The organism is Streptomyces malachitofuscus (genome assembly GCF_055571035.1).
Genome location: NZ_JBVIGA010000015.1, coordinates 19632 through 42909, shown reverse-complemented (window position 1 = coordinate 42909; position 23278 = coordinate 19632). Strand labels below are relative to the sequence as shown.

At 71.8% G+C, this 23278-nt stretch carries 20 protein-coding genes and 3 pseudogenes; 6 read left to right on the top strand and 17 right to left on the bottom strand.

The features are described from left to right. Positions 1-182: 182 nt before the first annotated feature. The gene (locus ACZ44S_RS22055; protein ID WP_466931564.1) at positions 183-827 is read right to left on the bottom strand and encodes a mycothiol-dependent nitroreductase Rv2466c family protein; all 645 of its coding nucleotides are present in this window, start codon (positions 825-827) and stop codon (positions 183-185) included. A 214-nt stretch (positions 828-1041) separates the two neighbouring features. Between ACZ44S_RS22055 and ACZ44S_RS22050 the strand changes: the two genes are divergently transcribed. Beyond that, positions 1042-1923, top strand: a complete 882-nt coding sequence (locus tag ACZ44S_RS22050; protein WP_466931562.1) for a LysR family transcriptional regulator — start codon at positions 1042-1044, stop codon at positions 1921-1923. A 156-nt stretch (positions 1924-2079) separates the two neighbouring features. Here the strand turns inward: ACZ44S_RS22050 and ACZ44S_RS22045 are convergent. From ACZ44S_RS22045 to ACZ44S_RS22025, 5 genes and pseudogenes are all read right to left on the bottom strand, one after another. Then, a pseudogene (locus ACZ44S_RS22045) lies at positions 2080-2505 on the bottom strand (methionine adenosyltransferase domain-containing protein); the annotation flags it as partial. 142 nt (positions 2506-2647) lie between these two features. Next, positions 2648-3001: pseudogene (locus ACZ44S_RS22040) on the bottom strand (integrase); the annotation flags it as partial. 105 nt (positions 3002-3106) lie between these two features. After that, positions 3107-3664, bottom strand: a pseudogene (locus ACZ44S_RS22035) (aldo/keto reductase); the annotation flags it as partial. Then, the gene (locus tag ACZ44S_RS22030) at positions 3661-6684 is read right to left on the bottom strand and encodes an alpha-mannosidase (RefSeq protein WP_466931560.1); all 3024 of its coding nucleotides are present in this window, start codon (positions 6682-6684) and stop codon (positions 3661-3663) included. The pseudogene ACZ44S_RS22035 and the gene ACZ44S_RS22030, both read right to left, overlap by 4 nt. 82 nt (positions 6685-6766) lie before the next feature. Further along, positions 6767-7198: a DUF3291 domain-containing protein gene (locus ACZ44S_RS22025; protein WP_466931558.1), complete on the bottom strand. Its 432-nt coding sequence runs from the start codon at positions 7196-7198 to the stop codon at positions 6767-6769. 87 nt (positions 7199-7285) lie between these two features. Here ACZ44S_RS22025 and ACZ44S_RS22020 point away from each other — a divergent pair, with 87 nt between their 5' ends. After that, a complete protein-coding gene (locus tag ACZ44S_RS22020; RefSeq protein ID WP_466931556.1) occupies positions 7286-7912 on the top strand; it encodes a MerR family transcriptional regulator in 627 nt (208 codons plus the stop codon). Positions 7913-8156: 244 nt separating this feature from the next. Further along, positions 8157-8552 carry a VOC family protein gene (locus tag ACZ44S_RS22015; protein WP_466931554.1) on the top strand — a complete coding sequence of 132 codons (396 nt, stop codon included), beginning with the start codon at positions 8157-8159 and terminating at the stop codon, positions 8550-8552. Positions 8553-8567: 15 nt separating this feature from the next. Here the strand turns inward: ACZ44S_RS22015 and ACZ44S_RS22010 are convergent, their stop codons facing one another. Both ACZ44S_RS22010 and ACZ44S_RS22005 read right to left on the bottom strand, forming a co-directional pair. Beyond that, on the bottom strand, positions 8568-9050 hold the full coding sequence (locus tag ACZ44S_RS22010; protein WP_466931552.1) for a GNAT family N-acetyltransferase: 483 nt from the start codon (positions 9048-9050) through the stop codon (positions 8568-8570). A 47-nt stretch (positions 9051-9097) separates the two neighbouring features. Next, positions 9098-9271 carry a hypothetical protein gene (locus tag ACZ44S_RS22005; RefSeq protein ID WP_190162353.1) on the bottom strand — a complete coding sequence of 58 codons (174 nt, stop codon included), beginning with the start codon at positions 9269-9271 and terminating at the stop codon, positions 9098-9100. Between the two features lie 469 nt (positions 9272-9740). Here ACZ44S_RS22005 and ACZ44S_RS22000 point away from each other — a divergent pair, with 469 nt between their 5' ends. After that, complete coding sequence (locus ACZ44S_RS22000) at positions 9741-10193, top strand: hypothetical protein (protein WP_466931887.1); 453 nt, start codon at positions 9741-9743, stop codon at positions 10191-10193. A 17-nt stretch (positions 10194-10210) separates the two neighbouring features. Here the strand turns inward: ACZ44S_RS22000 and ACZ44S_RS21995 are convergent, their stop codons facing one another. From ACZ44S_RS21995 to ACZ44S_RS21975, 5 genes are all read right to left on the bottom strand, one after another. Continuing rightward, a complete protein-coding gene (locus tag ACZ44S_RS21995; protein ID WP_466931550.1) occupies positions 10211-11704 on the bottom strand; it encodes an SDR family NAD(P)-dependent oxidoreductase in 1494 nt (497 codons plus the stop codon). A 104-nt stretch (positions 11705-11808) separates the two neighbouring features. Beyond that, positions 11809-13236: a wax ester/triacylglycerol synthase family O-acyltransferase gene (locus ACZ44S_RS21990; protein WP_466931548.1), complete on the bottom strand. Its 1428-nt coding sequence runs from the start codon at positions 13234-13236 to the stop codon at positions 11809-11811. A gap of 253 nt (positions 13237-13489) precedes the next feature. Next, positions 13490-14710, bottom strand: a complete 1221-nt coding sequence (glgC, locus tag ACZ44S_RS21985) for a glucose-1-phosphate adenylyltransferase (RefSeq protein WP_466931546.1) — start codon at positions 14708-14710, stop codon at positions 13490-13492. 51 nt (positions 14711-14761) lie between these two features. Then, positions 14762-15913 (bottom strand): glycogen synthase, encoded by a 1152-nt coding sequence (gene glgA / locus ACZ44S_RS21980; protein WP_466931544.1) that lies wholly within the window; start codon positions 15911-15913, stop codon positions 14762-14764. A gap of 38 nt (positions 15914-15951) precedes the next feature. Then, entirely contained in the window at positions 15952-16689 is a 738-nt protein-coding gene (locus tag ACZ44S_RS21975; RefSeq protein WP_466931885.1) for a (2Fe-2S)-binding protein, read from the bottom strand. A gap of 228 nt (positions 16690-16917) precedes the next feature. Between ACZ44S_RS21975 and ACZ44S_RS21970 the strand changes: the two genes are divergently transcribed. Next, positions 16918-18042, top strand: coding sequence for a DMT family transporter (locus ACZ44S_RS21970; RefSeq protein WP_466931542.1), 1125 nt, complete (start codon positions 16918-16920; stop codon positions 18040-18042). Here ACZ44S_RS21970 and ACZ44S_RS21965 read toward each other — a convergent pair. Beyond that, positions 18032-19282, bottom strand: coding sequence for a transglycosylase family protein (locus tag ACZ44S_RS21965; RefSeq protein ID WP_466931540.1), 1251 nt, complete (start codon positions 19280-19282; stop codon positions 18032-18034). The genes ACZ44S_RS21970 and ACZ44S_RS21965 overlap by 11 nt on opposite strands. 424 nt (positions 19283-19706) lie before the next feature. Between ACZ44S_RS21965 and gndA the strand changes: the two genes are divergently transcribed. Beyond that, positions 19707-21146, top strand: coding sequence for an NADP-dependent phosphogluconate dehydrogenase (gene gndA / locus ACZ44S_RS21960; protein ID WP_466931538.1), 1440 nt, complete (start codon positions 19707-19709; stop codon positions 21144-21146). A gap of 513 nt (positions 21147-21659) precedes the next feature. Here gndA and ACZ44S_RS21955 read toward each other — a convergent pair. Genes ACZ44S_RS21955 through ACZ44S_RS21945 form a run of 3 tightly spaced genes read right to left on the bottom strand, consistent with a single transcriptional unit; the run spans position 21660 to position 23275 of the window. Beyond that, positions 21660-22391: a DUF899 family protein gene (locus ACZ44S_RS21955; protein WP_466931883.1), complete on the bottom strand. Its 732-nt coding sequence runs from the start codon at positions 22389-22391 to the stop codon at positions 21660-21662. Positions 22392-22436: 45 nt separating this feature from the next. Further along, on the bottom strand, positions 22437-22781 hold the full coding sequence (locus ACZ44S_RS21950) for an ArsR/SmtB family transcription factor (protein WP_466931536.1): 345 nt from the start codon (positions 22779-22781) through the stop codon (positions 22437-22439). Continuing rightward, positions 22778-23275, bottom strand: a complete 498-nt coding sequence (locus tag ACZ44S_RS21945) for an SRPBCC domain-containing protein (RefSeq protein WP_466931534.1) — start codon at positions 23273-23275, stop codon at positions 22778-22780. Before ACZ44S_RS21945 ends, ACZ44S_RS21950 begins: the two co-directional genes overlap by 4 nt. Between the last annotated feature and the right edge of the window lie 3 nt (positions 23276-23278).

The window sequence follows — 23278 nt, the reverse complement described above, 5'->3', positions numbered from 1 at the left end:
TCCCGTACCGGAACACCTGTCATCGACACCGCCGATGACAGGCAGGACAAATGCATTCACGTTCAACTGATTCCTCGATGAAGGAGGTCGCTCTCCGCGACCAGACAGCGGTTTCCGACGGCCACGATTTCGTCGGGAAGAAGCGGCATCCGGGTAGTGCGGCGACAGGCCTCCCACATACCTCAGTCGAAGATGGCTTCGCGGGTGCGGGTGCGCTTGATCTCGAAGAAGCCGTCGGTGCCCGCCACGGCGAGGACACCATCCCAGAGGCGTCCGGCGGCCTCGCCGCGCGGAGTGGGGCTGATCACCGGTCCGAAGAAGGCAACAGACTCGCCGTCTGGGCCGGGAACATGGATGACGGGGGTGCCGACCTCGGAACCGACGGGGTCCATGCCGGCGTGGTGACTGACGCGCAGCGCCTTGTCGTAATCGGTCGTGTCCGCCGCCTCGATCAGGTGGGCCGGCAGATCGGCATCGGCAAGGGCCGCGAGCATCATGTCCCGCCCCAGTCCAGCCTGCTCGAGATGAATGCGGGTTCCCATGGCGTTGCAGAGCGGACGCAGGACCTCTGGACCGAATTGCTGCTCGGCCGCGATGCAGACGCGCACCGGCCCCCAGCCCTCGATCATCCCCCTCCTGTACTTCTCCGGTACTTCCCGTCCCTCGTTGAGCACCGAAAGGCTCATCATGTGAAAGCGCGCTTCGACAGGGCGCACCTGTTCGACTTTCAGCAACCAGCGGGAGGTGATCCATGCCCACGGACAGCGCGGATCGACCCACATGTCGGCGACGGTGACCGTCTGCGGCTTCGGCGGAGTAAGGCTCATGACCGGCTCGTCCTCTCGATTGAACTCTGGTTGCCGCCAGCTTGCTCAAGCTCGGGAGAGAGCACCGTGAGAACGGGCGACGGGGGAATTCCCTAAGGAACACCGATGCGGTCCCTTCACAGCTGGACTTGGCACACGCACAGTCTCAGTCCCCACCCATCAATGAGTCCAACACATGCTTGTCACCTCATCTATCGTGATACACGATAGATGTATGGAGCTTCAGCAGATGCGCTACGTGGTTGCCGTTGCCGAGACGAACAGCTTCACCCGGGCCGCCGAACGGTGTCTGGTCGTCCAGTCCGCCCTCAGCCACCAAGTCGCCCGCCTCGAAAAGGAACTGGGCGCGAGACTCTTCGAGCGCACCAGCCGCCGGGTACGGCTGACTCCGGCCGGTGCGGCCTTCCTTCCCGCAGCCCGGCAGTGTCTGGACGCCGCCGAGCGTGCGGCCAACGAAGTCGCCGCGGCTGTCGGCGAGGTACGCGGACGGCTCGCCGTGGGCGTCATCCCGTCCGTCGCCGCAGTCGACATCCCGGGCGCCCTGCGCGACTTCCACCAGCAGTATCCGAACGTGCGCATCAGCCTGAGCGTGGGCGCGAGCGACGGACTGGTCGAGCAGGTGAAGATGGGAGGCATCGAGGTGGCCTTCCTCGGACTGCCGACGACGGTGCGTCCCGAAGGCGTCAACTCCCGCGAACTCGCCCGTGACCGGCTGGTCGCGGTGGTGGGGCCGGACCATCCGCTGGCCCAGGAGCCGGCGGTCGACCTGCGCAGGCTGTCCTCCGAGATGTTCGTGGACCTGCCGGCCAAGACGGCCGGACGTGTCCAGTCCGACCTGGCCTTCTCGGCCGCCGGTGTCCACCGCGACGTCGCCTTCGAGGTGACCAACGCAGACTTCCTGGCGCGACTGGTCGGACAAGGCCTCGGCGTCGCCATGCTCCCCTCCGCCTACGTGGCTCAACTCAGCGGCGTCATCACCATCGAGGTCATCGACGCACCGACCCGCGTCGAGTACATCATCTGGAGCCGCGACAACAGCACGCCCGCGGCCACCGCCTTCCTCGCCATCCTCGGCATCTCGGTCGATGACAAGTGAAACGGTGGTCGCTGCCCCGGCTACCCGGGCAGGCGACCTCGACGTGCATTCAGCGGGGAGCCGCGAGAGCGTGCTTCTTGAGCTCACTGCGTTGCGGTGGATCTCGAGTGTCGCCGTTGAGCAGTTCAGCGTGATGTAGTGCAGTCCGGGGGCCCCTTCTACCTTGGCGGTGCCGAAGGTGTCGACGGACCGACCGGCTCGGCCTTGCCGATGGCGTACGCCACCTGGACCTCGCAGCGGGTGGCGAGACCCGCGGCGACCATGTTCTTGGCGACCCAGCGCATCGCGTACGTGGCGGAGCGGTCGACCTTGAACGGGTCCTTGCCGGAGAAGGCGCCGCCGCCGTGGCGGGCCATGCCGCCGTAGGTGTCGATGATGACCTTGCGGCCGGTCAGGCCGGCGTCACCCATCGGGCCGCCGATCTCGAAGCGGCCGGTGGGGGTTGACCAGTAGGCGGTCGTTCCCCGTGTCGAGCTTGATGCCCTCGTCGAGCAGCGCCTTGAGCTCCGGGTCGACCACGAACTCCTTGATGTCCGGAGCCAGGAACGAGTCCAGGCCGATGCCGGAGGCTACTTGGGGGGAAGGCGCGCGGCGTCAGCCAACGCACCTCGCTCGTGCGCGCGTTCTTCGCTCGCGCCGCCGGCACCAGCACTGCCTCGCCGGTCCGACCGGTGACCGTACGTATGAGCACCGGGTTCGTCAGCACGTACTCGCGCTGTACCGCCCAGTCATACAGCCGCGCCAGCGCGGCCAGTCCCCGGTTCCACCGTGCCCCGGCGATCCGGCGCGGGTTCCGAAGCGAGCGGGTCCGCCAGTCCTCGAAGTCCCACAGATCGTCCGCCGACGCCTCGCTCCACCACTTCCCGCGGCCCCACAAGAAGTCGAAGAACAGGCAGTAGTCGTCCGTGTAATTGCGCTTCGTCTCCTGAGCGAGACGGGCGAACGACGACCGGCACAGATACCGGCTCAGTACTTCGTCGATCCGGTAGTCCGGAGAAAGAGGAATCGGATCCCCAGGATGAATCCCAACGCGATCCTCACGTACGGCCAGGTCCTCCCACCCGGCCAGACTGGGCACCCGGTCCACCGCCACTTGGCGATCTGTCGGCACCCAGAACGCACGCCAACCCAGCACTTATCCAGTCCTGCTCGATCCGCTTCAACACGCCAATCCAACAGGGAAGACGACGCGGGTGAGCAGGGCGGTCCGGTTCATTCCGGCGCCGATCGCGCCGACCACCCCCTCCGAGCGGAGCCGCTCCAGAGCGGGGTAGCCCTCGCGAAAGGCCTGCTCGGCGTGGTCGTCGGGGTCGTGGAGGTAGACGACGTCGACCCGGTCGAGGCCGAGGCGTTCCAGACTGGCCTCCAGGGTGCGGCGCACACCGTCGGAGCTGAAGTCCCAGACGCGGCGGTGGGTGGCGGGGACGGCGAAGCCGTGGGCGAGGTCGTCGCCGGCGGGACGGGCGGGTTCCAGGCGGCGGCCCACCTTCGTGGACACGGTGAACGCGTCGCGCAGGTGCTCGCGCAGCGCGGCCCCGAGCCGGCGTTCGGACAGGCCGATGCCGTAGTGCGGGGCGGTGTCGAAGTAGCGGATGCCGCGCTGCCAGGCGGCCCGCACCGCCTCGTACGCCTCCTCCTCCCCGACCTCGGTGTACAGGTTGCCGATGCCGGAGGCGCCGAAGGCCAGGGCGGTGACCTCGACGCCGCTGCGGCCGAGCCGACGTCGGCTCCCACCGCTCATGCCGTCCGCTTCAGCCGCAGCGTCATCAGCTCGAAGGGGCGCAGTCGTACGGTGATCCGCCCGCCGTCGAGCGGGGGCGCCTGCGCGTCGGCGAGCGGTCGTTCCAGCAGGTCGGTCACCTCCACGCCGGTGGCCGCGAACCCGGTGGTGAGCGTGGCGCGGGCGCGGGCGCCGTGGGCCTCGTGGAAGCGGACGACGACGTCGCCGCTGCCGTCGTCGGCCAGCTTGACCGCCGTGACCACCACCGCGTCCCGGTCGACCGTCACCAGGGGCGCGACCTCGCCCGCACCGGTGAGCCGCCGTTCCGGGAGATTGATCCGCCACCCCTCGCGCACGGCGTCGCCGATGGACGCGCCCGGCAGCAGCGCGTGCCGGAAGCGGTGCACTCCCTGGTCGGTCTCGGGGTCGGGGAAGCGCGGGGCGCGCAGCAGGGAGACGCGGACCGTCGTGGTCGTGCCGCGCTTGCCGTCGGCGCGGACGGTACGCGTCACGTCGTGGCCGTACGTCGAGTCGTTGACGACCGCCACGCCCCAGTCGGGTTCCTGGAGGTGGACGAAGCGGTGGTTGCACGCCTCGAACTTGGCCGCCTCCCACGAGGTGTTGGTGTGGGTGGGCCGGAAGAAGTGCCCGAACTGCGTCTCGGAGGCGTAGCGTTCGGCGTGCAGGTCGAGCGGGAAGGCGAGCTTGAGGAACTTCTCCGTCTCGTGCCAGTCGACCTCGGTGTCCACCACCAGCCGCCGCTCCCCCGGAGGCAGCGACAGCACCTGGCTCACCCGGGAGGCGCCGAAGGAGCGGACGATCCGCACCGAGGCGCCGTCGTCGCCGGCCGCCACCTCGTCGGTGTCGGTCAGGTCGGTGACCGTGTTCCGGTAGAACTCGTCGACGTCCCACGCGTCCCACATGTTCGGCAGGTCCGGGTGGAGCTGGAGGAGGTTGCCGGCCCGTCCGGGGGCGACGGTCTCGCGGTCGGCTTCGATGTCGTGGGCGGAGATCAGCAGGCCGCGGGCGTCGATCTCGATCCTGAGCAGGCCGTTGTCGAGGAGGAACCCACCGCCGGGGCGCGGTGCGAGGGTCGTACGGCCTTCGGTGGCCGCCGGACGCGCGCCGCCCGCCGGGACGCCGGCCCGGGTGTGCGGGGCCCCGTTGAAGACGAGGGGGACCGTCCCCTCACCGGCGAGGGCGCGCTGGGCGGTGTCGATGACGGCGTTCAGCTCCCCGGCGATCCGCGCGTAGGTGGCGCGGGCCTCGCGGTGCACCCAGGCGATGGAGGAGCCGGGCAGGATGTCGTGGAACTGGTGCAGCAGCACCGTCTTCCAGATGCGGTCCAGTTCCTCGTAGGGGTAGGGGGCACCGGCCCGTACGGCCGCCGTGGCCGCCCACAGTTCGGCCTCGCGCAGCAGGTGTTCGCTGCGACGGTTGCCCTGTTTGGTGCCTGCCTGGCTGGTGAGGGTGGCGCGATGCAGTTCCAGGTAGAGCTCGCCGACCCAGACGGGCGGTTCGGGGTGCTCGGCCTCGGCCTTGGCGAAGAAGGCGGACGGTGTCTCCCAGGTCACGGTCGCGGAGCCCTCCAGGTTCCGCAGCCGGGCCGCCTTGGCCACCATCTCGCGGGTGGTGCCGCCGCCCCCGTCGCCCCATCCGGTGGGGGCGAGGGAGTGGCGGGCGGCGCCCTTGTCCTTGAAGTTGCGGACCGCGTGGGCGATCTCGGCGCCCCTCATGGAGCAGTTGTAGGTGTCGACGGGCGGGAAGTGGGTGAAGATCCGGGTGCCGTCGACGCCCTCCCAGCGGAAGGTGTGGTGCGGGAAGCTGTTCGTCCGCGACCAGGAGATCTTCTGAGTCAGCAGGTACCTGGCGCCCGCGGCCTTGATGATCTGGGGCAGTCCGGCGGCGAAACCGAAGGTGTCCGGCAGCCAGACATCGTCGTTCTCGATGCCGAACTCGTCGAGGAAGAACCGCTTGCCGTGCACGAACTGCCGGGCCATCGCCTCCGAGCCGGGCATGTTGGTGTCCGACTCCACCCACATGCCGCCGGCCGGCACGAACCGTCCGTCGGCGACGGCCTTCTTCACCCGCGCCCATACCTCGGGCCGGTGCTCCTTCACCCATGCCCACTGCTGGGCCTGTGACATGGCGAAGACGAACTCGGGTTCGTCGTCGAGCAGGGCGGTCATGTTGGCGGTCGTACGGGCGACCTTGCGCACGGTCTCGCGCAGCGGCCACAGCCACGCCGAGTCGATGTGGGCGTGTCCGACGGCGCTGATGCGGTGCGCGGAGGGGACGGCGGGGGCGGACAGCACGTCGGTGAGGCAGGCACGGGCCCGCTCCGCGGTGCCGTTCACGTCCTGGAGGTCCACCGCGTCCAGGGCCCGGTCCACCGCGCGCAGGATCTCCCAGCGGCGGGGCGCGTCGGCCGGCAGTTCGGCCATCAGCTCGCCGAGCACTTCGAGATCGATCACCAGCTGCCAGACCGTCTCGTCGAGGACGGCGAGGTCCATGCGGGTCAGCGTGTACTGCGGGGTGCTGCCGGCGGTGTCCTTGTCGCCGAGCGGGGTCGGCATGAAGGGGTGGTAGCCCATGATGACCGGGTTGGAGGCGGCCTCGATGTGCAGGCGCACCTCCTCCCCGCCCTCGACGGGCGCGCCGATGCGCACCCACTGGTTACGCGGGTTGAGGCCCTTCACGGGGGTGCCGTCGGGCCGGTAGACGAGGCCCTCGCACTGGAAGCCGGGCATGTTCTCGTCGAAGCCGAGGTCCAGGACCGCCTCCACGGTCCTCCCGGCCCAGGCCGCGGGGACGGTCCCGGTGACCCGGAACCAGCTGGTGCCCCAGGGCGCGCCCCAGCGGGCGCCCACCTCGACGGGCCCGGGTTCGGCGGCGAGGCCCTCGGCGACGGGGACGGGCTCTCCCGGTGCGTGCCACACCGCGACCTCGAGGGGAACGGACTCGGGGTACACGGCGGGGCGGATGCGCTCGTCGAGGACGCGCTTGAGGCGGGCTTCGACCAGAGTGCGGTCGTCATGCATGCGGGGCGCTCCATGGTTGAGGGCGGGCGGTCACCAGGGGTACAACTCCCCCGGTGCGCACCCGTTCGAACCAGGGAGCGGGTCAGTGCGCGCCGCCCTGCCCGTCCGGGGCACCGGCCTGGGTCCGCGCCTGCTCCTCGAGGCGGCGCTTGGCGTCGGCCCAGTCGATCGGCAGCCGGTCGGCGGGGACCTCCCAGAAGGTGAACGTCGAGTCGCGCATCGTGGCGCGCAGGCCGGTCATGACGCTCTTGTGCGGGTCGGTGCGGGCGTAGGTGTAGAGCGCGTCCCGGCTCTCCCACGCGGACAGCGTGTAGAAAACCTTGCCCAACGGTTTGGCCTCCAGGGAGGCGCCCAGCGCTCCGGGTGCCTTGCGGACCTGGCCCCAGGCGGAGAGCGACTTCCAGAAGAAGCGGGGGACGTCCTTCAGCGACCGGACCTCGAAGCGGGAGGCCATGACGAAGGCCTGGGTGTCGGGGCGGGCCGGGTTCGGGGTGACCCAGGGAAGAGTAGGCACGGTAGTCTCGCCTCCATAATTGGTGAGTGGCACTATCCATATTAGACAGTGATACTACCCAATTGCCAGAGGAGAGCGGAGAAGCACGTGAGAATCTCGGAACTCGGTCGCCGCAGCGGGGTGCCCAACGCGACGATCAAGTACTACCTGCGGGAAGGTCTGCTGCCGCCGGGCCGTGCCACCGCGGCGACGCAGGCCGAGTACGACGAGAGCCACGTCAGGCGACTGCGGCTGATCCGCGCGCTCGTCGGCGTGCGCGGCCTGTCCGTGGCGTCGGCCAAACAGGTCCTGGACGCCATGACCGAGCACCGGGGCGACACCCACGAGGTGCTCGGCATCGCCTTCGGCATCCGGCCGTCCGGCGAGGGGGCACCGGACACGTCCGGGGAGGAGACGAACCCGGAGGCCGCGGCACTGGTCGACGCGATGGGCTGGTCGGTCTCCGCCGCCCATCCGGCACGGCGGACCATCGACGAGACGCTGCGGGCCCTGCGCTCCCTGGACATCGAGTACGACTGGCAGGCCCTGCTCCCCTACGCCGAACTCGCGGAGCGCACGGCCCGGCACGACCTGGACCGGATCGAAACGATCACGGACCCGCTGGAGAAGGCCGAGCAGGCGGTGCTGCTGACCTTCCTGCTGGAACCGGCCCTGATGGCCCTGCGCCGGCTGGCGCAGGAGAACGAGTCGACGGCACGCCATGGAGGCGGGTAGGCCTGTCGTTCGGATCTTGCCGTGACCGGCGGGGAGGGCCTAGGGTCGGCCGGGTGACTGCCGGGTCGGCCGTAGGCCATACACGTAGGGCGTTCCCGGCCTCCAGGTGAGGCCGGTGCGGGGCGCTCCCCCGCCCGTGCGGGCCCGGGCCCGTGGCCCGCCGCTTTCCTCCGCGTTCCGTTCCCCTCGCGCGCCCCGGCGCGCGGACCCACCCAGGAAACCGAAACCGGAGACTCGTCCCACCATGCCCGAAGCACAGCACATCGAGCTCAACCACACCGCCGTCTACGCAAGCGACCGCCAGACCTCGGCCGACTTCCTCGCCGGAATACTGGGGCTGGAGGTCGGCGCCCCCTTCGGCCCGTTCCTCCCGGTCGACCTGGGCAACGGCGTGACCCTCGACTACTACGAGCTGCGGGGCGAGCCGATCCAGGCCCAGCACTACGCCTTCCTGGTGCCGGAGGAAGGGTTCGACGCCATGATCGCGCGCCTGGAGGCGGCCGGGATCACCTACTACGCGGACCCCGGACACACGGAGCCGGGCCGGGTCAACGGGCTCTTCGGCGGACGCGGCGCCTACTTCGACGACCCCGACGGCCACAACATGGAGATCATGACCCGGCCCTACGCGCGGCCCTGAGCCCGGCCGGCTCCCTCACAGCGCCCGGTACATGATGTGCAGCCCGACCGGGCCGTGCCGGGGGTGGTCGAACGCCTCGGGCACCGTCCCGAGGATCGTGAAACCGAGTGAAGTCCACAGTTTCACCGCCGGGTTGGTCTCGACGACGGCGTTGAACACCATGCCCCGGTAGCCGGCGTTCCGCGCCTCGGCCAGGACGTGCTCGGCGAGCAGGCGGCCGACGCCCCGGCCGGCCCGGTCGGGGTCGACCATGAATCCGGCGTTGGCGATGCGCGCGGCGGGGCCGCCGTAGTTGGGGGTGACGTAGGCCGAGGCGACGACGGCTCCGGTGTCGTCCTCCACGACGTACACCTGCTTCGCCGGACCGGTCCACAGGACCCGGGCAGCCTCCTCGGAGGTACCCGGGTCCCAGGCGTACGTCTCGCCGGCGGCGACGATGCGATGCCAGAACGGCCAGATGCGCGGCCAGTCGTCGGAGGTCGCTTCCCTGATCAGCATGGGTGCGAGTCTGGCACGCCGCCGGGCCGGACGGGGCGTGACGGGTGTCAGTCGACGCTGGGGAGGATGTGCGGTTCGGCGAGGTCGTCCTCGTAGCCCGCCAGGCGGATCGGGGCCGAACGGGCCCACACGTCGAGGCTGCCGAGCTCCCCGGGCCGGCGGCCGGATCGCTCCGTGCGTTCCTTGGGGCGCTGTTCGCGTTTCGTCTGCTCCGGTGTCACCGCGCACTCCTTATGTGTCGGTCACCCTGGGGACGTACTGCGTCGGCCCTGTGCCTGGCGCCTGACGTCCGCTCGGGTCTGAGTCGAAAGCCGTTCGGACGCGGTGGCGCCGGTAACTCGGGTGAGAGCAGGCCGTGATGAACCGGCTAGTCCCAGACGGACCGTGGGTGCGGGTAGGACCCTGACTGATGTCCGTCCGCATCAGATTAACCAAATGAGCAGCCCCCCGCTCGATGGGGCTCGAAACTGCCGGTAACAATCATGCGACAGGGCGGTTTCAATCAACTGAAATATGCTGCTATTTCACCACGCATACGGCATCCCCATTCACTCATTCGGCGTATACGGGCGTCGACGGTTCCGACAAGGTCGCGTGGTCATGGCGCAGTTCAGGTCCCGTTGGCCGGCCCGCAAGCTCGCCATGGTCTGCTGCCGCACGGCAACGGCTGTCTCCCGGGAGGACCGGCGCATGGAACTGCGCACCGTCGAGGAGCTGATGGACCTGCTGTACGCGTGCCGGGGCACGCGGGAGGACCGGGGCCGCCCCGGCGGCACCCGCGCGGACGCGCACGACCACGCCCTGCGGACCGCCGCGCTGCTGCGGCGGGGCCGGCCCGCGGACAAGGAACTCCAGGTCGCCGGGCTGGTGCGGCCGGTCGGCGGGCTGCTGCGGCCCGGCGATCCGGCGGCGGGTGCCGACCGCGCGGCAGGCGCGCTACGGGACCTGCTCGGCGAGCGGGTGGCCGGACTGGTCCGGCGGCACCGCCGGCACGACCTCCCGGCGGACGACGACCTCCTCGCCCTGCGCACGGCGGACGAGGAGGCCCGCACCACCTGCTTCGACGCCGGCGTCCTGGAGGACTGGCGCACCGTGCTGGAGCTGCTGGCGGCCCGTTCCGCACGGCTGGGACGGGTCGACTGACGGCCGGAGCGTCCCCGTCACCACCGGCCGGGCGCGTAGTCCTTCAGGAAGACGCCGTACAGGTCCTCGCCCGCCTCGCCGCGCACGATCGGGTCGTAGACCCGGGCCGCGCCGTCGACCAGGTCGAGCGGGGCGTGGAAGCCCTCATCGGCGAGGCGCAGCTTGTCGAAGTGGGGACGCTCGTCGGTGATCCAGCCGGTGTCGACCGAGGTCATCAGGATGCGATCGGTGTCGAACATCTCCTGCGCACTGGTCCGCGTCACCATGTTCATGGCGGCCTTGGCCGCGTTGGTGTTGGGGTGCCCGGCACCCTTGTAGCCGCGGGCGAACACGCCTTCCATCGCCGAGACGTTGACGACGTAGGCGCGCCCGGTGGACGCACGGCGCGCGGCCTCCGCCATCACCGGCCGCAACGCGCTGATCAGGATGAACGGCGCCGTGTAGTTGCACAGCTGGGTTTCCAGCAGCTCCACCGGGGAGATCTGCTCGATGGTCTGGACCCAGGTGTTGGAGTCGACGACGTCGGGCACCAGGCCACCCGCGTCGATGGCGGTGCCGTCACGGTGCCGCTCCACGCTGGCGTTGCCGGCGACCAGGGCGAGGTCGGCGACCTTCTGCGCGTCCAGTCCGCTCACCCCGGCGGGCAGCGCGGTCAGTCCGTCGACGGCGCCGGAGTTGAAGGCGCCGATGACGTGGTGGGCGGGCAGCTCACCGGCCGGCAGCGGGGCGCTCTCGCCCTCCACGAGCGCGGCGTACGCCGACGGCAGACGGCGCACCGTCTGGGTGGCGTTGTTGATCAGGATGTCCAACGGGCCCTGCTCGGCGACCTGCTCGGCCAGCGCGACGGCCTGGCCCGGGTCGCGCAGGTCGATGCCGACGACCTCCAGGCGGTGCATCCAGTCCGCGGAGTCGTCCATGGCCTTGAAGCGGCGGATGGCGTCCTTGGGGAAGCGCGTGGTGATGGTGGTGTGGGCACCGTCGCGCAGCAGCCGCAGTGCGATGTACATGCCGATCTTGGCACGTCCGCCGGTGAGCAGCGCCCGCTTGCCGGTGAGGTCGGTGCGGGCGTCGCGCCGGGCCCGGTTCTCGTCGGCGCACTTCTGGCAGAGCTGGTGGTAGAAGTAGTCGACCTCGACGTAGCGGGTCTTGCAGACGTAGCAGGAGCGAGGGCGCTGGAGTATCCCCGCGATCCGGCCGGGCTCGACCCGGGAGGAGGGGAGGATGCCCTCGGTCTCGTCGTCGATGCGCTCGGCGGAGCCGGTGGCGGTGGCCTCGGTGACCGCCTTGTCGTGGGCGGTCTTGGCGGCCCGGCGTTCCTGGCGGCGGCGCTGCTTGACCGTGCGGTAGATGTGCGAGGTGGCCCTGCGGACCAGGATCGCGTCCGGGTGGTCGACGTCGAGCTTGTCGAGTTCCTCGAGCACGCCGAGGCAGACGGCCAGCCGTTCCGGGTCGATGCCGGGCCCGTGTGCCGCCGCGTCCGCGGCCTCGGGGCCGTCCTGTGTCACCGTCATCGCCGCTGCCGTTTCCCGCTCTGCTTCTCGCGGCGCTCCGTTCGCATCCGCTGTCGAACGGGGGATTTTACGGAGCGCCGGGCCGCAGTACCAAACCGCGGCCTTCAGTGATCGCAGACGGCGGTGAGCGTCGTCACCTCCTCGGTCAGCGCGTGGGCCAGGCGGTCGAGGTCCGGGACGGCCGCGCCGTCGGCGACCAGGCCGTAGTGGACGCGACCGCGGTAGGTGGACACCGCGACCGCGAGCGAGTGCCCGGGGGCCAGCGGCGCGAGCGGGAAGACCGCGCCGAGCGGGTCGCCACCCAGCCTCAGGCCGAAGCCGGGCAGCGGCACGCTGGTGACCAGGACGTCGAACCAGAGCCGGGCCGCCTGGCCCAGCAGCGGTCCGCCCAGCCGGTGGCCCAGCGGGGGCACGTGGTCGGCGAGCAGGGCGACGGCGCCCGCGCCCCGGTGAGGGCCGGCGTCCTTGTTGCGGTCCATGGCGGTGCGCACCCGGGTGAGCCGGGTGAGCGGGTCCCGCTCGTCGACGGGGAGCCGTATCAAGTACCCGGAGAGCCGGTTGCCCTGTGGGTGGGCGGTGCGCGGCCGGCGCCGGGAGACGGGGATGAGGGCGCGCGGGGCGACGCCCTCGCTGCCGTCGCCGCGCTCGTCGAGCCAGCGGCGCAGGGCTCCGGCGACGACCGCGATGGTGACGTCGTTGACGGTGCCGCCGGCGCTCTTGCGGATCCGGTGCACCTCGTCGAGGTCGACGGCCACGCCGGCGGTACGGCGCGTGCCGCTGGGGGCGCAGGTCAGCGCGGGCGAGGAGCGCATGTCGAGGGTGGACCGGGCGACGGCGGCGCCGATGTCCAGGGCCCGGCCCGCGTCGGACAGGGCGTCCCGCACCAGGCCGGGCACCTCGCGCACGTCCGGGAGCAGTCCGCGCGGGGGCTCCGCGGGACGGGGCCGGGGCGCGGGCAGGTCCATGGGGTCCATCAGAGCGGCGGCGAGGGTCAGGGCGCGCAGTCCGTCGGCGAGGGCGTGGTGGAACTTGAACAGGACGGCGAAGGAGGCCCCGTCCTCCCCCGGCAGCACATGGGCCTCCCAGGGCGGCCGGGTGCGTTCCAGCGGGCGGCCCATGAGCCGTCCGGCCGCCGCGTGGAAGTCGTCGGCCGGGGGGTGCAGCCGGACGTGGTCGAGGGGGTCGAAGCCGGGGTCCGGTTCCCGGCTGGCGCCGCCGAAGGCGAGCGACCGGCGTACGGCCGAGGCGAGCGGCTGCCGCAGGGCGGCCGTGAGGGAGTCGCCGGGGCCCGGCCACGGGGGGCGCAGCGCCGACAGTGACCGGCGCAGGCCGAGCGGCTGCCAGGTGTCGCGGATGCGCATCCGCAGCCCCGGCACGGCGGCGGCACGGGCGGCCAGCAGATCCGCGGCGTGCGCCGCCGCGGAGGGTGAGCCGGCGGAGAAGATCCCGAGCGCCGCGAGGTGCATCGGGTGACCGGTGGACTCGATGTTCCAGAACGCCAGGTCGAGAGGGGCGAGCGGGTCTGCGGTCATGGTCGGGGCCTCGCGTCGACGACGGGAACGGATCAGCAGTCAATCGCTCCCGGCCGATTACGGTCAAGTACGATCTGGCTACACATAGTTAACAGCATGTGACGTCCGCGTTCCTCCCCGGGGCACGGCCGAAGGGGCGTGGTGTGAGTGAAGCACGGGGCCGTAGCGGCGCGATCACGGTCCCACCGGGTGACGGACGCCACCCGGACGGGTGCGGCCCACAGGAGGAGGCCGGCGCCCCGCCGGCCGCCTCCTAGGGCACCCGCTGTCCCTTGCCGAGTGCGATCACGCCGCCCTTGGACACCGTGTACAGCTCCGCGTCGCGTTCCGGGTTGACGCCGATCGTCGCGCCCGGCGGCACCTCGACGTTCTTGTCGAGCACCGCCCCGCGCACCACCGCGCCCCGCCCGACGTGGACGTTGTCGTGCAGCACCGAGCCCTGCACCACCGCACCCGGGTCGACCAGCACCCCCGGCGACAGTACGGACCGCGTGACCTGCCCCCGGATCAGACAGCCGGCGCTGATGATCGACTCGCTCGCCATGCCCCCGGCGTTGAAGCGGGCCGGGGAGAGCTGGCCGGAGTGGGTGTAGATGGGCCACTGCCGGTTGTAGAGGTTGAACGCGGGGCGCTCGGCGATCAGGTCCATGTGCGCGTCGTAGTAGGCGTCCAGGGTGCCGACGTCCCGCCAGTAGCCCTGGTCCCGGCTGGTCTCGCCGGGCACGTGGTTGGCGCTGAAGTCGTACAGGTGCGCCTCACCCCGGTCGGTGAGCTGGGGCAGGATCGAACCGCCCATGTCGTGCACCGAGTTCTCGTCCTCGGCGTCGCGGTGGAGGGCCTCGACGAGCGCCTTGGTGGTGAAGATGTAGTTGCCCATCGAGGCGAACACGCACTCGGGGTCGTCGGCCAGTCCGGGCGGGTCGGAGGGCTTCTCCAGGAAGCGGTCCACGCTCTGGCCGTCCGAGCCCGGGGTGATCACGCCGAAGGCGGAGGACTCCGAGCGCGGCACCCTGATGCCCGCCACCGTGACCCCCGCACCGCTCTCGATGTGCTGGGCCAGCATCTGGCGCGGGTCCATGCGGTACACGTGGTCCGCGCCGAACACCGCCACGTACTCCGGCTGTTCGTCGTGGATCAGGTTCAGCGACTGCAGGATCGCGTCGGCGCTGCCCAGGTACCAGCGCGGGCCGAGGCGCTGCTGGGCGGGGACGGGGGTGACGTAGTTGCCGAGCAGGCTCGACATGCGCCAGGTGGTGGTGACGTGCCGGTCCAGCGAGTGCGACTTGTACTGGGTGAGCACGCAGATGCGCAGGATGTCGCCGTTGACGAGGTTGGACAGCACGAAGTCGACCAGGCGGTACGTGCCGCCGAAGGTGACCGCGGGTTTGGCGCGGTCCGCCGTGAGGGGCATCAGGCGCTTGCCCTCGCCGCCCGCCAGCACGATTCCCAGGACCGAAGGACCACCACGACGCATGGCCGCTCCCCTCACGCCGAATTTTCCCAAGACTGCCCCGCACGGACGGGACTAAGCCTGTTTGAGGATCTCCTCGTAGAGCAGGACCGTGCGCCGGGCCACCGCGTCCCAGCCGAACTCCGAGACCGCGCGTTCCCGTCCCGCCTCGCCCATCCGCCGTGCCGTGGCCGGGTCGCCGAGGACGGAGTCGAGGGCCCGTGCGAGGCCTGCCTCGAAGTCGTCGTCCGCCTCCACGAGTACCCCCGTCGAGCCGTCCGCCACGACCTCGGGGATACCGCCGACCCGGGAGGCGACCACCGCGGTGCCGCAGGCCATGGCCTCCAGGTTGACGATCCCGAGCGGCTCGTACACCGAGGGGCACACGAACACGGCGGCATGGGTGAGCAGCTGGATCACCTCCGGACGCGGCAGCATCTGCGGGATCCAGTGCACCCCCTCGCGGACCCGGCTCAGCTCCTCGTACAGCTCGCGGAACTCCCGGTCGATCGCGGGCGTGTCCGGGGCGCCGGCGCACAGCACGACCTGTGCGGAAGGGTCGATGCCGCGCACGGCCCGCAGCAGATGCGGCACGCCCTTCTGCCGGGTGATCCGGCCGACGAACAGCGCGTAGGGGCGGGAGCGGTCCAGGCCGATCCGGTCCAGGGCGTCGGTGCCGGGGTCGGGACGGTAGAGGCGGGTGTCGATGCCGTTGTGCACGACGTGCACCCGGCCGGGGTCGAGGGCCGGATAGCAGCCGAGGATGTCCTCGCGCATGGCGGCGGACACCGCGATCACCGCGTCGGCGGCCTCGACGGCGGTGCGCTCCGCCCAGCCCGACAGCGCATAACCGCCGCCGAGCTGCTCGGCCTTCCAGGGGCGCAGCGGCTCCAGGGAGTGGGCGGTCATCACGTGCGGGATGCCGTACAGCAGCTTCGCGAGGTGACCGCCGAGGTTGGCGTACCAGGTGTGCGAGTGGACCAGTTCGCGGCCCTCCAGGGCGGCGGCCATGGCGAGGTCCACGGAGAAGGTGCGCAGCGCGTCGTTGGCGCCGTCGAGCGTGGACCATGGCCGGTGGCGCAGTACGCCGTCCGCCCTGCCCTCGCCCCAGCAGTGCACCTCCAGGTCCACCAGGGGCCGCAGCTCCCGGGCGAGGAACTCCACATGGACTCCCGCGCCGCCGTACACGTCCGGGGGGTACTCCCTGCTCAGCAGTCCCACTCGCACCCGTGAACCCCCTGTCTGAGCGGACGTCCCCCTCATGGTCACTCAGATGGGGCGCGTGGGGAAGAGCGGGGCGGCCGTACGAAGCAACAGTCGCCGCAGACTCCCCCGCCGGGCACCCGGTAGTACAGACAGCAGCTGCGGCGCCGGAAGCCGGTGCCGGTGAGGGTTCCGGCCCCGGCGAGCAGCGGGTCTGCGAGAAGTTCGCGGGTCAGGGAGGCGGCGCGCGCGGCGACGTCCGTACGGCCGTGGCGGCGCGCCCACCGGACCGGCTCCCGCGCGGCACCCGCGAGCGCGGAGGCGGCGTTGCCGCGCAGCAGTCCCGGGGCGAGGCGGTGGCGGGCGCGCAGGGCCTCGGCCAGGGGTGCGAGATGGCCGCGCAGGACCAGGTCCGCGAGGGTGGGCGCGTCGCCGGGCAGCGAACGTACCTCGGTCAGCCACAGGTCGTCGGGGGCACTGGCCTCGGGGTCCCAGCGCAGCAGGTGCGGGGCGAGGTCGGGGACGGCGCCGTAGAGCGCGGCGGAGCCCAGGGCGATGGACCACAGGCGGGCGGCGAGTCCCTGGTGGGCCACCGACGCGGCGACCCGTGCCTCGGGCGTATCCAGGGCCCCGGCGACCCTGCGCACCCGCGAGGTCAGGAAGTCGCCGTGAACATCCGGGCGTCCGGGAACGTATGCCTGGGCGAGCGTGGGCAGGGAGCGGTCGGGAACTCCTGCCGTGCGCAGTACGTAGAAGCCACCGAGCCGGTGAAGGGCGGTGAGGCGGGGGTCGAGGTCCACGACGTGCAGTAGTACCAAGTCCCCTAGGGGGTGCAACCAGGGGCCCTCCGTCTCGGGGCACCCACCCAGGGGATGACGAGGTCGTCGTCGTACTCCATCGGCAGTAGGACTCATTGAGTGCTCAGGGACGACGACGGGAACAGCCTGACACGGCATCGTGTTGGTTATGAGAGCCGACCGTTCGCCGCGCCGGGCCCGCTGTCCCGGCCTCACGCAGAGGAGCAGCCGATGAGCGCCCTCGCGTTGTCCGTGCTGCTGTCGTTCGTGTCCGCCGTGGCGTACGCCGGCGGTGCGATCGTGCAGGAGCAGGTCGCGGTGTCCTCACCCGGCGCGCAGCAGTACGCACCGCTGCGCCGGCCGGGCTGGTGGGCGGCGGTCGCGCTCAACGGCCTCGGCGCGCTGCTCCACGTGGTGGCACTCGCCTACGGCCCGCTGAGTCTCGTCCAGCCGCTGGGTGCGCTGACCATCGTGTTCGCGCTGCCCATGGCCGCCCTGTTCGTCGGCCGCAAGGCCGGGGCGACCGCGTGGCGGGGCGCCATCATGGCGACCGTCGGTCTCGCGGGCCTGCTGTCCCTGGTCGGCGCGGCCGAAGCGCAGTCGCTGGACAGCGCGCAGCGGGTGGCGGCCGCGGGGGCGACGGCCGGTGCGGTCGTGGCGCTGATGATCGCGGCGCGGGCCGTGCACCGGCATCCCGCGGTGCGCAGCATCCTGCTGGCCACGGCGTCCGGCGTCGCGTTCGGCATGTCCTCCGTCTTCACCAAGACCGTCGCGGTGGACTGGACCGGCGGGGTGTCGGTCGGCGATCTGCCCTCCATGGCGGTGATCGGCGTGCTGGCCACCGCCGGCATGCTGCTCTCGCAGGCCTCCTACCGGGGTGCCGGCCTGGCGGCCCCGCTGGCCACGCTGACGGTGGTGAACCCGGTGGTGGCGGCCGCGGTCGGCATCACGATGTTCGGCGAGACCTTCCGCTACGGCGCGACGGGCACGGCGCTCGCACTGAGCTGTGGGGTGGTGGCCGCCGGCGGGCTGATCCTCCTCACCACGGAGCGGCTGGCCCGTGAGCAGCACGAGGCGCGGGCGGCCGGTGCCGGGAGCCCGGTCCCGGAGTCCGTGCCCGAGGCGGTGTCCCTCACCCGGTCCGGGGCCGGTGAGCAGGTCGCCGGGGCCGACCCCGCCGAGCGGCTGCTGGCCGAACTGACGCTCCCCGAGGACGTGCGGGTGCCGGCGCCGCGCGGGGCTCCGGACGACGCGGAGTCCGCGGCGGCGCCGCTGATGGCGTACGCGCCCTTCTACGGCGGACCGTATGTGCCGGTCGGGGTGGTGGACCGGCACCGGACGCGCATCACATCCTGACGCCGCCCGCCCTCAGATAGGCGACCGGGTCGACGTCCGACCCGAAACCGGGCCCCGTCCGCACTTCGAAGTGCAGATGCGGGCCCGAGCTGTTGCCGGTCGAACCGGACCGGCCGATGCGCTGCCCCGCGCCGACGGACTGCCCGCTCTTCACGGAGATCGCCGACAGGTGCGCGTACTGGCTGTAGCGGCCGTCGGTGTGCCGGACCACCACCTGGTAGCCGAACGACCCCTCCCAGCCGGCGCTCACCACGGTGCCCGCCGCGACCGACTTCACGGACGTGCCGGTGGGGACGGGGAAGTCGACCCCCGTGTGATAGCCCTTCGACCAGGCGGATCCGGCCTTGTGGTACGGCGTGCCGAGGGCGGCGCTGACGGGGGCGACCAGCTTCCCGCCGGTCTTGGCGGCTCGGTCGGCACGGTCCTCGGTGCGCTGGGGGGCAGTCTTCTTCTCGGCCTTCTTCTCGGCCTGCTTTTCGGTCTTCTTCTCGGTCTTCCTCTCGGCCTTCCCGGCCTTCCCGGCCTTCCTCCCGTCCGGCTTCGACGCGGTGGCGGACCGCTCGGCCGTCCCGTCGGGCAGAGAGAGCCGCTGGCCGGGCACGATCAGGTCGGGGTCGGCGCCGATGCTCGCGCGGTTGGCGTCGTACAGCCCTTTCCAGCCGCCGCGGATCCGCTCCTCCGCCGCGATGCCGGAGAGGGTGTCGCCGCGGACCACGGTGTACATCTCCGCACGGCCCGCGCGCGACTGGGGTGTGGTGTGCGGTTTGACGTCCTCGACGGTGGGCCGGCTCTTCTTCTTGTCGGCCTTCGCGCCCTTGCCGCCGGATGTGTCCGCGGCCGGCTGGATCTCGGGGGCGCTGCCGCCCCGCGTCAGTCCGGCCCGTACCGAGCAGACCGGCCAGGCGCCGGGGCCCTGTCCGTCGAGGACCTTCTCGGCGACGGCGATCTGCTGGTCCTTGGTGGCCAGATCCGCACGGGGCGCGTACCGGGCGCCGCCGAACGCCTCCCAGGTGGACTGGCTGAACTGGAGTCCGCCGTAGTACCCGTTGCCGGTGTTGATGTCCCAGTCGTTGGTGGACTCGCAGGCGGCGACCTTGTCCCAGGTCTCCACGTCGGCGGCCTGGGCGGCGCCGGTGCCCATGAGCGGGAGCGCCATTCCGGCACCGCCCGCGGTGACGGTGAGCGAGGCCCGGTTGATCCTGTTCGGCTGATACCGGCGGTGCCGGCCGCGGACGGCCATGGAATCCCCCTCGACAGTGCGTCAGGAGGGGCAAAAGTAAGCGCTGCGAACTGGCCGTGACAAGGCGGCTATCGGCCGCACGGATGCGCCAAGTGGCCGGGACTTTTCGCCCGTTGCGCCCCCGTTGACGCCCGGGGGCGCATGTGCGCGGGCGGGTGTGCCCGTCCGCGGGGGCACGCGGGAGCGCGCGCCGGTCGGGCGCACGGGCCGAGGGGGTGCGGTGGGTGGGAGCGCCGGGCGTCGGGGCGGCGGCTGAGTATGTCGGGTGTCTTCGCGCGTATGTGCCTGCGCGGTGTTCGACCGACCCGCGCATGCACACGCAAGTGCGGCACGTCAGGATGGTCGATGGCAGGACTGGCGGGCGTCGACCGGCAGCACCCGGCGCACCGGCAGTACCGATACCAGGTCACTAGGAGCCACCTCAATGAGCAGTTCAGCGCAGATCGGCGTCACCGGGCTCGCGGTCATGGGCCGCAACCTCGCGCGCAACTTCGCCCGCAACGGCTACACGGTCGCCCTGCACAACCGGACCGCGGCGCGCACGCACGCGCTGGTGGAGGAGTTCGGACACGAGGGCAGCTTCGTGGCGGCCGAGACGGCCAAGGAGTTCGTGGCGGCCCTGGAGCGGCCGCGGCGGCTGGTCATCATGGTGAAGGCGGGCGAGCCGACGGACGCGGTCATCGAGGAGTTCGCCCCGCTGCTGGAGCCCGGCGACATGATCATCGACGGTGGCAACGCCCACTTCGCGGACACCCGGCGCCGGGAGAGGGCGCTGCGCGAGCAGGGCATCCACTTCGTGGGCATGGGCGTCTCCGGCGGTGAGGAGGGCGCCCTGCACGGACCGAGCATCATGCCGGGCGGGCCGAAGGAGTCGTACGACTCCCTGGGGCCGATGCTGGAGAAGATCTCCGCCAAGGCGAAGGACGGCTCCCCCTGCGTCACGCACGTCGGCCCGGACGGCGCCGGACACTTCGTGAAGATGGTGCACAACGGCATCGAGTACGCCGACATGCAGCTGATCGGCGAGGCGTACCAGCTGCTGCGGGATGTCGCCGGGTACACCCCCGCACAGATCGCGGACATCTTCCGGACCTGGAACACCGGGCGTCTGGACTCGTATCTGATCGAGATCACGGCCGAGGTGCTGTCGCACGTGGACGCGGCGACGGGCAAGCCGTTCGTGGACGTGGTGGTGGACCAGGCGGAGCAGAAGGGCACGGGGCGCTGGACCGTGCAGATCGCGCTCGACCTGGGGGTGCCGGTGTCCGGCATCGCCGAAGCGGTGTTCGCACGCTCCCTCTCCGGTCACGCCGCGCTGCGTGAGGCCTCGCGCGGGCTGGCCGGCCCGACGCCCACGCCGATGAACGAGGCGGAGGCGGCGGCGTTCGCGGACCGGGTGGAGCAGGCCCTGTACGCGTCGAAGATCGTGTCGTACACGCAGGGCTTCCACGAGGTCGCCGCGGGCAGCGAGGAGCACGGCTGGGACATCGACCTCGGGGCGGTCTCCGCCATCTGGCGCGGCGGCTGCATCATCCGGGCGGCGTTCCTGGACCGCATCCGTGCCGCCTACGACGCGCGCGCGGACCTGCCGAGCCTGCTCTCCGACGAGACGTTCGCGCAGGAGATCGCCGAGGCGCAGGACGACTGGCGCGAGGTGCTGATCTCGGCGACCCGCCAGGGTGTGCCGACCCCCGGTTTCGCGGCGGCCCTCGCCTACTACGACGCCCTGCGCGCGGAGCGCCTGCCGGCCGCGCTGACCCAGGGCCAGCGGGACTACTTCGGTGCGCACACCTACCGGCGTACGGACCGCGACGGCTCGTTCCACACGCTGTGGGGCGGGGACCGGTCGGAGGTGTCCGCGTAACCCCGTGCGCGGGAGGGCGGCGGTGGCCGCGGAGCGGTCCGCCGCGGGGCGGTCCGCCGCCCTCCCGCTCGGGGTGCGGTTCAGGTCAAGGGAGGTCCGGGTTCCGGGTTCGGTGTCGGCTCGGGGCCCGGGGGGATCGGCGACGGTGACGGCTCGGGGGGACCCGGGTGCGGCGGGGGCGGCTGCGGGCCCGGACCGGGCGGCTGCGGGGTCGGCTCGGGGCCGGGGCCCGGCGGCGGAGGCGGCGGGGTGGGGTTCGGTCCCGGCGGTTGGGGGGTCGGCACCGGGTCGGGGTAGGGCTCGGGGTGCGAGGGATCCGGGCCGGGTGCCGGTCCCGGAGTGGGGCCCGGCGGGACGGGGTCCGGGTACGGGTTCGTCATGGCGCGTGTCCTCCGGCCTGTCGGTCGACGTCGGCTCTGGACTACTCCCCCGCCTACCCGGGGGCCGCCTCGCCAGTCACCCGCCCGCGTGACGGCACGGGGCCGGTTGGCGCCACCGGCCCGGCCCGGAGAATCAAGGGGTCAGGGTGTCGGAGCGACCGGCCTCGACGCGCGACCAGTGGGGGATCGGGCGTCCGTCGCTCCGCAGCACGTCGTCGGCGGGCGTGTCCTGGACGGTGGGCCAGCCGGGCGGCGAGTCCTCCCACAGTTCCTGACGTCCGTACACGGTGAGGTCCATGAGCGCGTAGCTGTAGTCCATCGCCTCCACGCCGCGCAGCGTCGTCCAGTACGTCTCGTAGACACGGTCGCCGTCCCGGAGGTAGCAGACGAGGTGCATCATGCCGACGTGCCGCCCGGACAGCAGTTCGTCCTGCGACGGGAGCGCCGAGTACCACGGCACCTGCCAGCCCATGAAGTTCCGGTAGCGGCGGCTCTCCTCGTACGGGCCCTGGCAGAAGACCGCGTAGGTGATGTCGCGCGAGTGCAGGTACGACAGCTCCTGGACCTGGGTGGTGACCCAGGTGCAGCCCTCGCACTGGCCCGCCGCGTCGTGGCCCGGGTACCACATGAAGTAGTACGCGATGAGCTGCCGGCGCCCTTCGAAGGCGTCGAGCAGCGTGACCGGCCCGTCGGGTCCGGTCAGCGGGAGGTCGGCCGCCACCTCGACCATGGGCAGGCGCCGCCGGGCGGCTGCGAGCGCGTCGCCCTCCCGGGTGTGCGCCTTCTCCCGGGTCCGCAGCCGGTCCAGCAGGGATTCGAAGGTGGCCCGGTCGGCCACCGGCGGCAGCGCCGGCGCGCGGTCCATGGGCCCTGTGTCATGCTCCGTCACGGTCTTGCTCCGTCCTGTGGGTCACTGCCCTTCGGGGGCCGCTTCGGGTCCGGGGCGCTCCGCCAGTTCCTTGAGCCGCAGCAGACGCGTCTCCCAGGAGCGGCCGATCCGGTCGAGTTCGCGGGCCAGCGCGCCGAGCCGGGCGCCGAGGGCGAGGTGGACGACCTCGCGACCGCGCTGCTCGGACTCGATCAGCCCTGCCTCGCGCAGCACCTCCAGATGCTTTCCGATCGCCTGCCGGCTCACCGGCAGGACCCTCGCCAGCGCGGACGCCGACATGGGTCCCTCACCGAGCCGGGTGAGTATCTCCCAGCGTGTCGCGTCGCCGATCGCGGCGCACACCACGGGAAGAGCGACAGCGGTCACCGGTGCCCCGCTCCGGCCGGCGCGCCCTGCTCGACGAACGCCTTGGCGGCCGCGAGCTCGGTGAGCCAGCCCTTGTCGTTGCCCTCGCGTTCCTTCAGCCATGCCGCCGGGTCGTCGGCGAGGCTCGAGAAGCCGCTCTCCACGACGCGGAGGGTCACCCCGCCCGCGTCGCGCTCGTCGATCCAGAACTCGACCAGGGTGGAGGGTGTCGCGTCGTCGCGGAACGGGGTGCCGATCCAGCGGAACGCCGCGTAGCGCGGTTTGTCCAGCTCCACCGTCCGGAACCGGAACTCGCCCAGCGACGGATGGCGGACCACGGTCACGTCGCCCTCCCGGCGCAGGTCCGGTTCGGGCTCGACCTCGCCGTCGTTGATGTACCAGCCGGGCCGCACGACCAGCTCCCACACCCGCTCGGCGGGGGCGTCGATGTCGATCCGCCGGTCGATCCGGTCCAGCGCGGCAAGTTCCGCTTCGGTGTAGGTGACGTCGTTCACGGG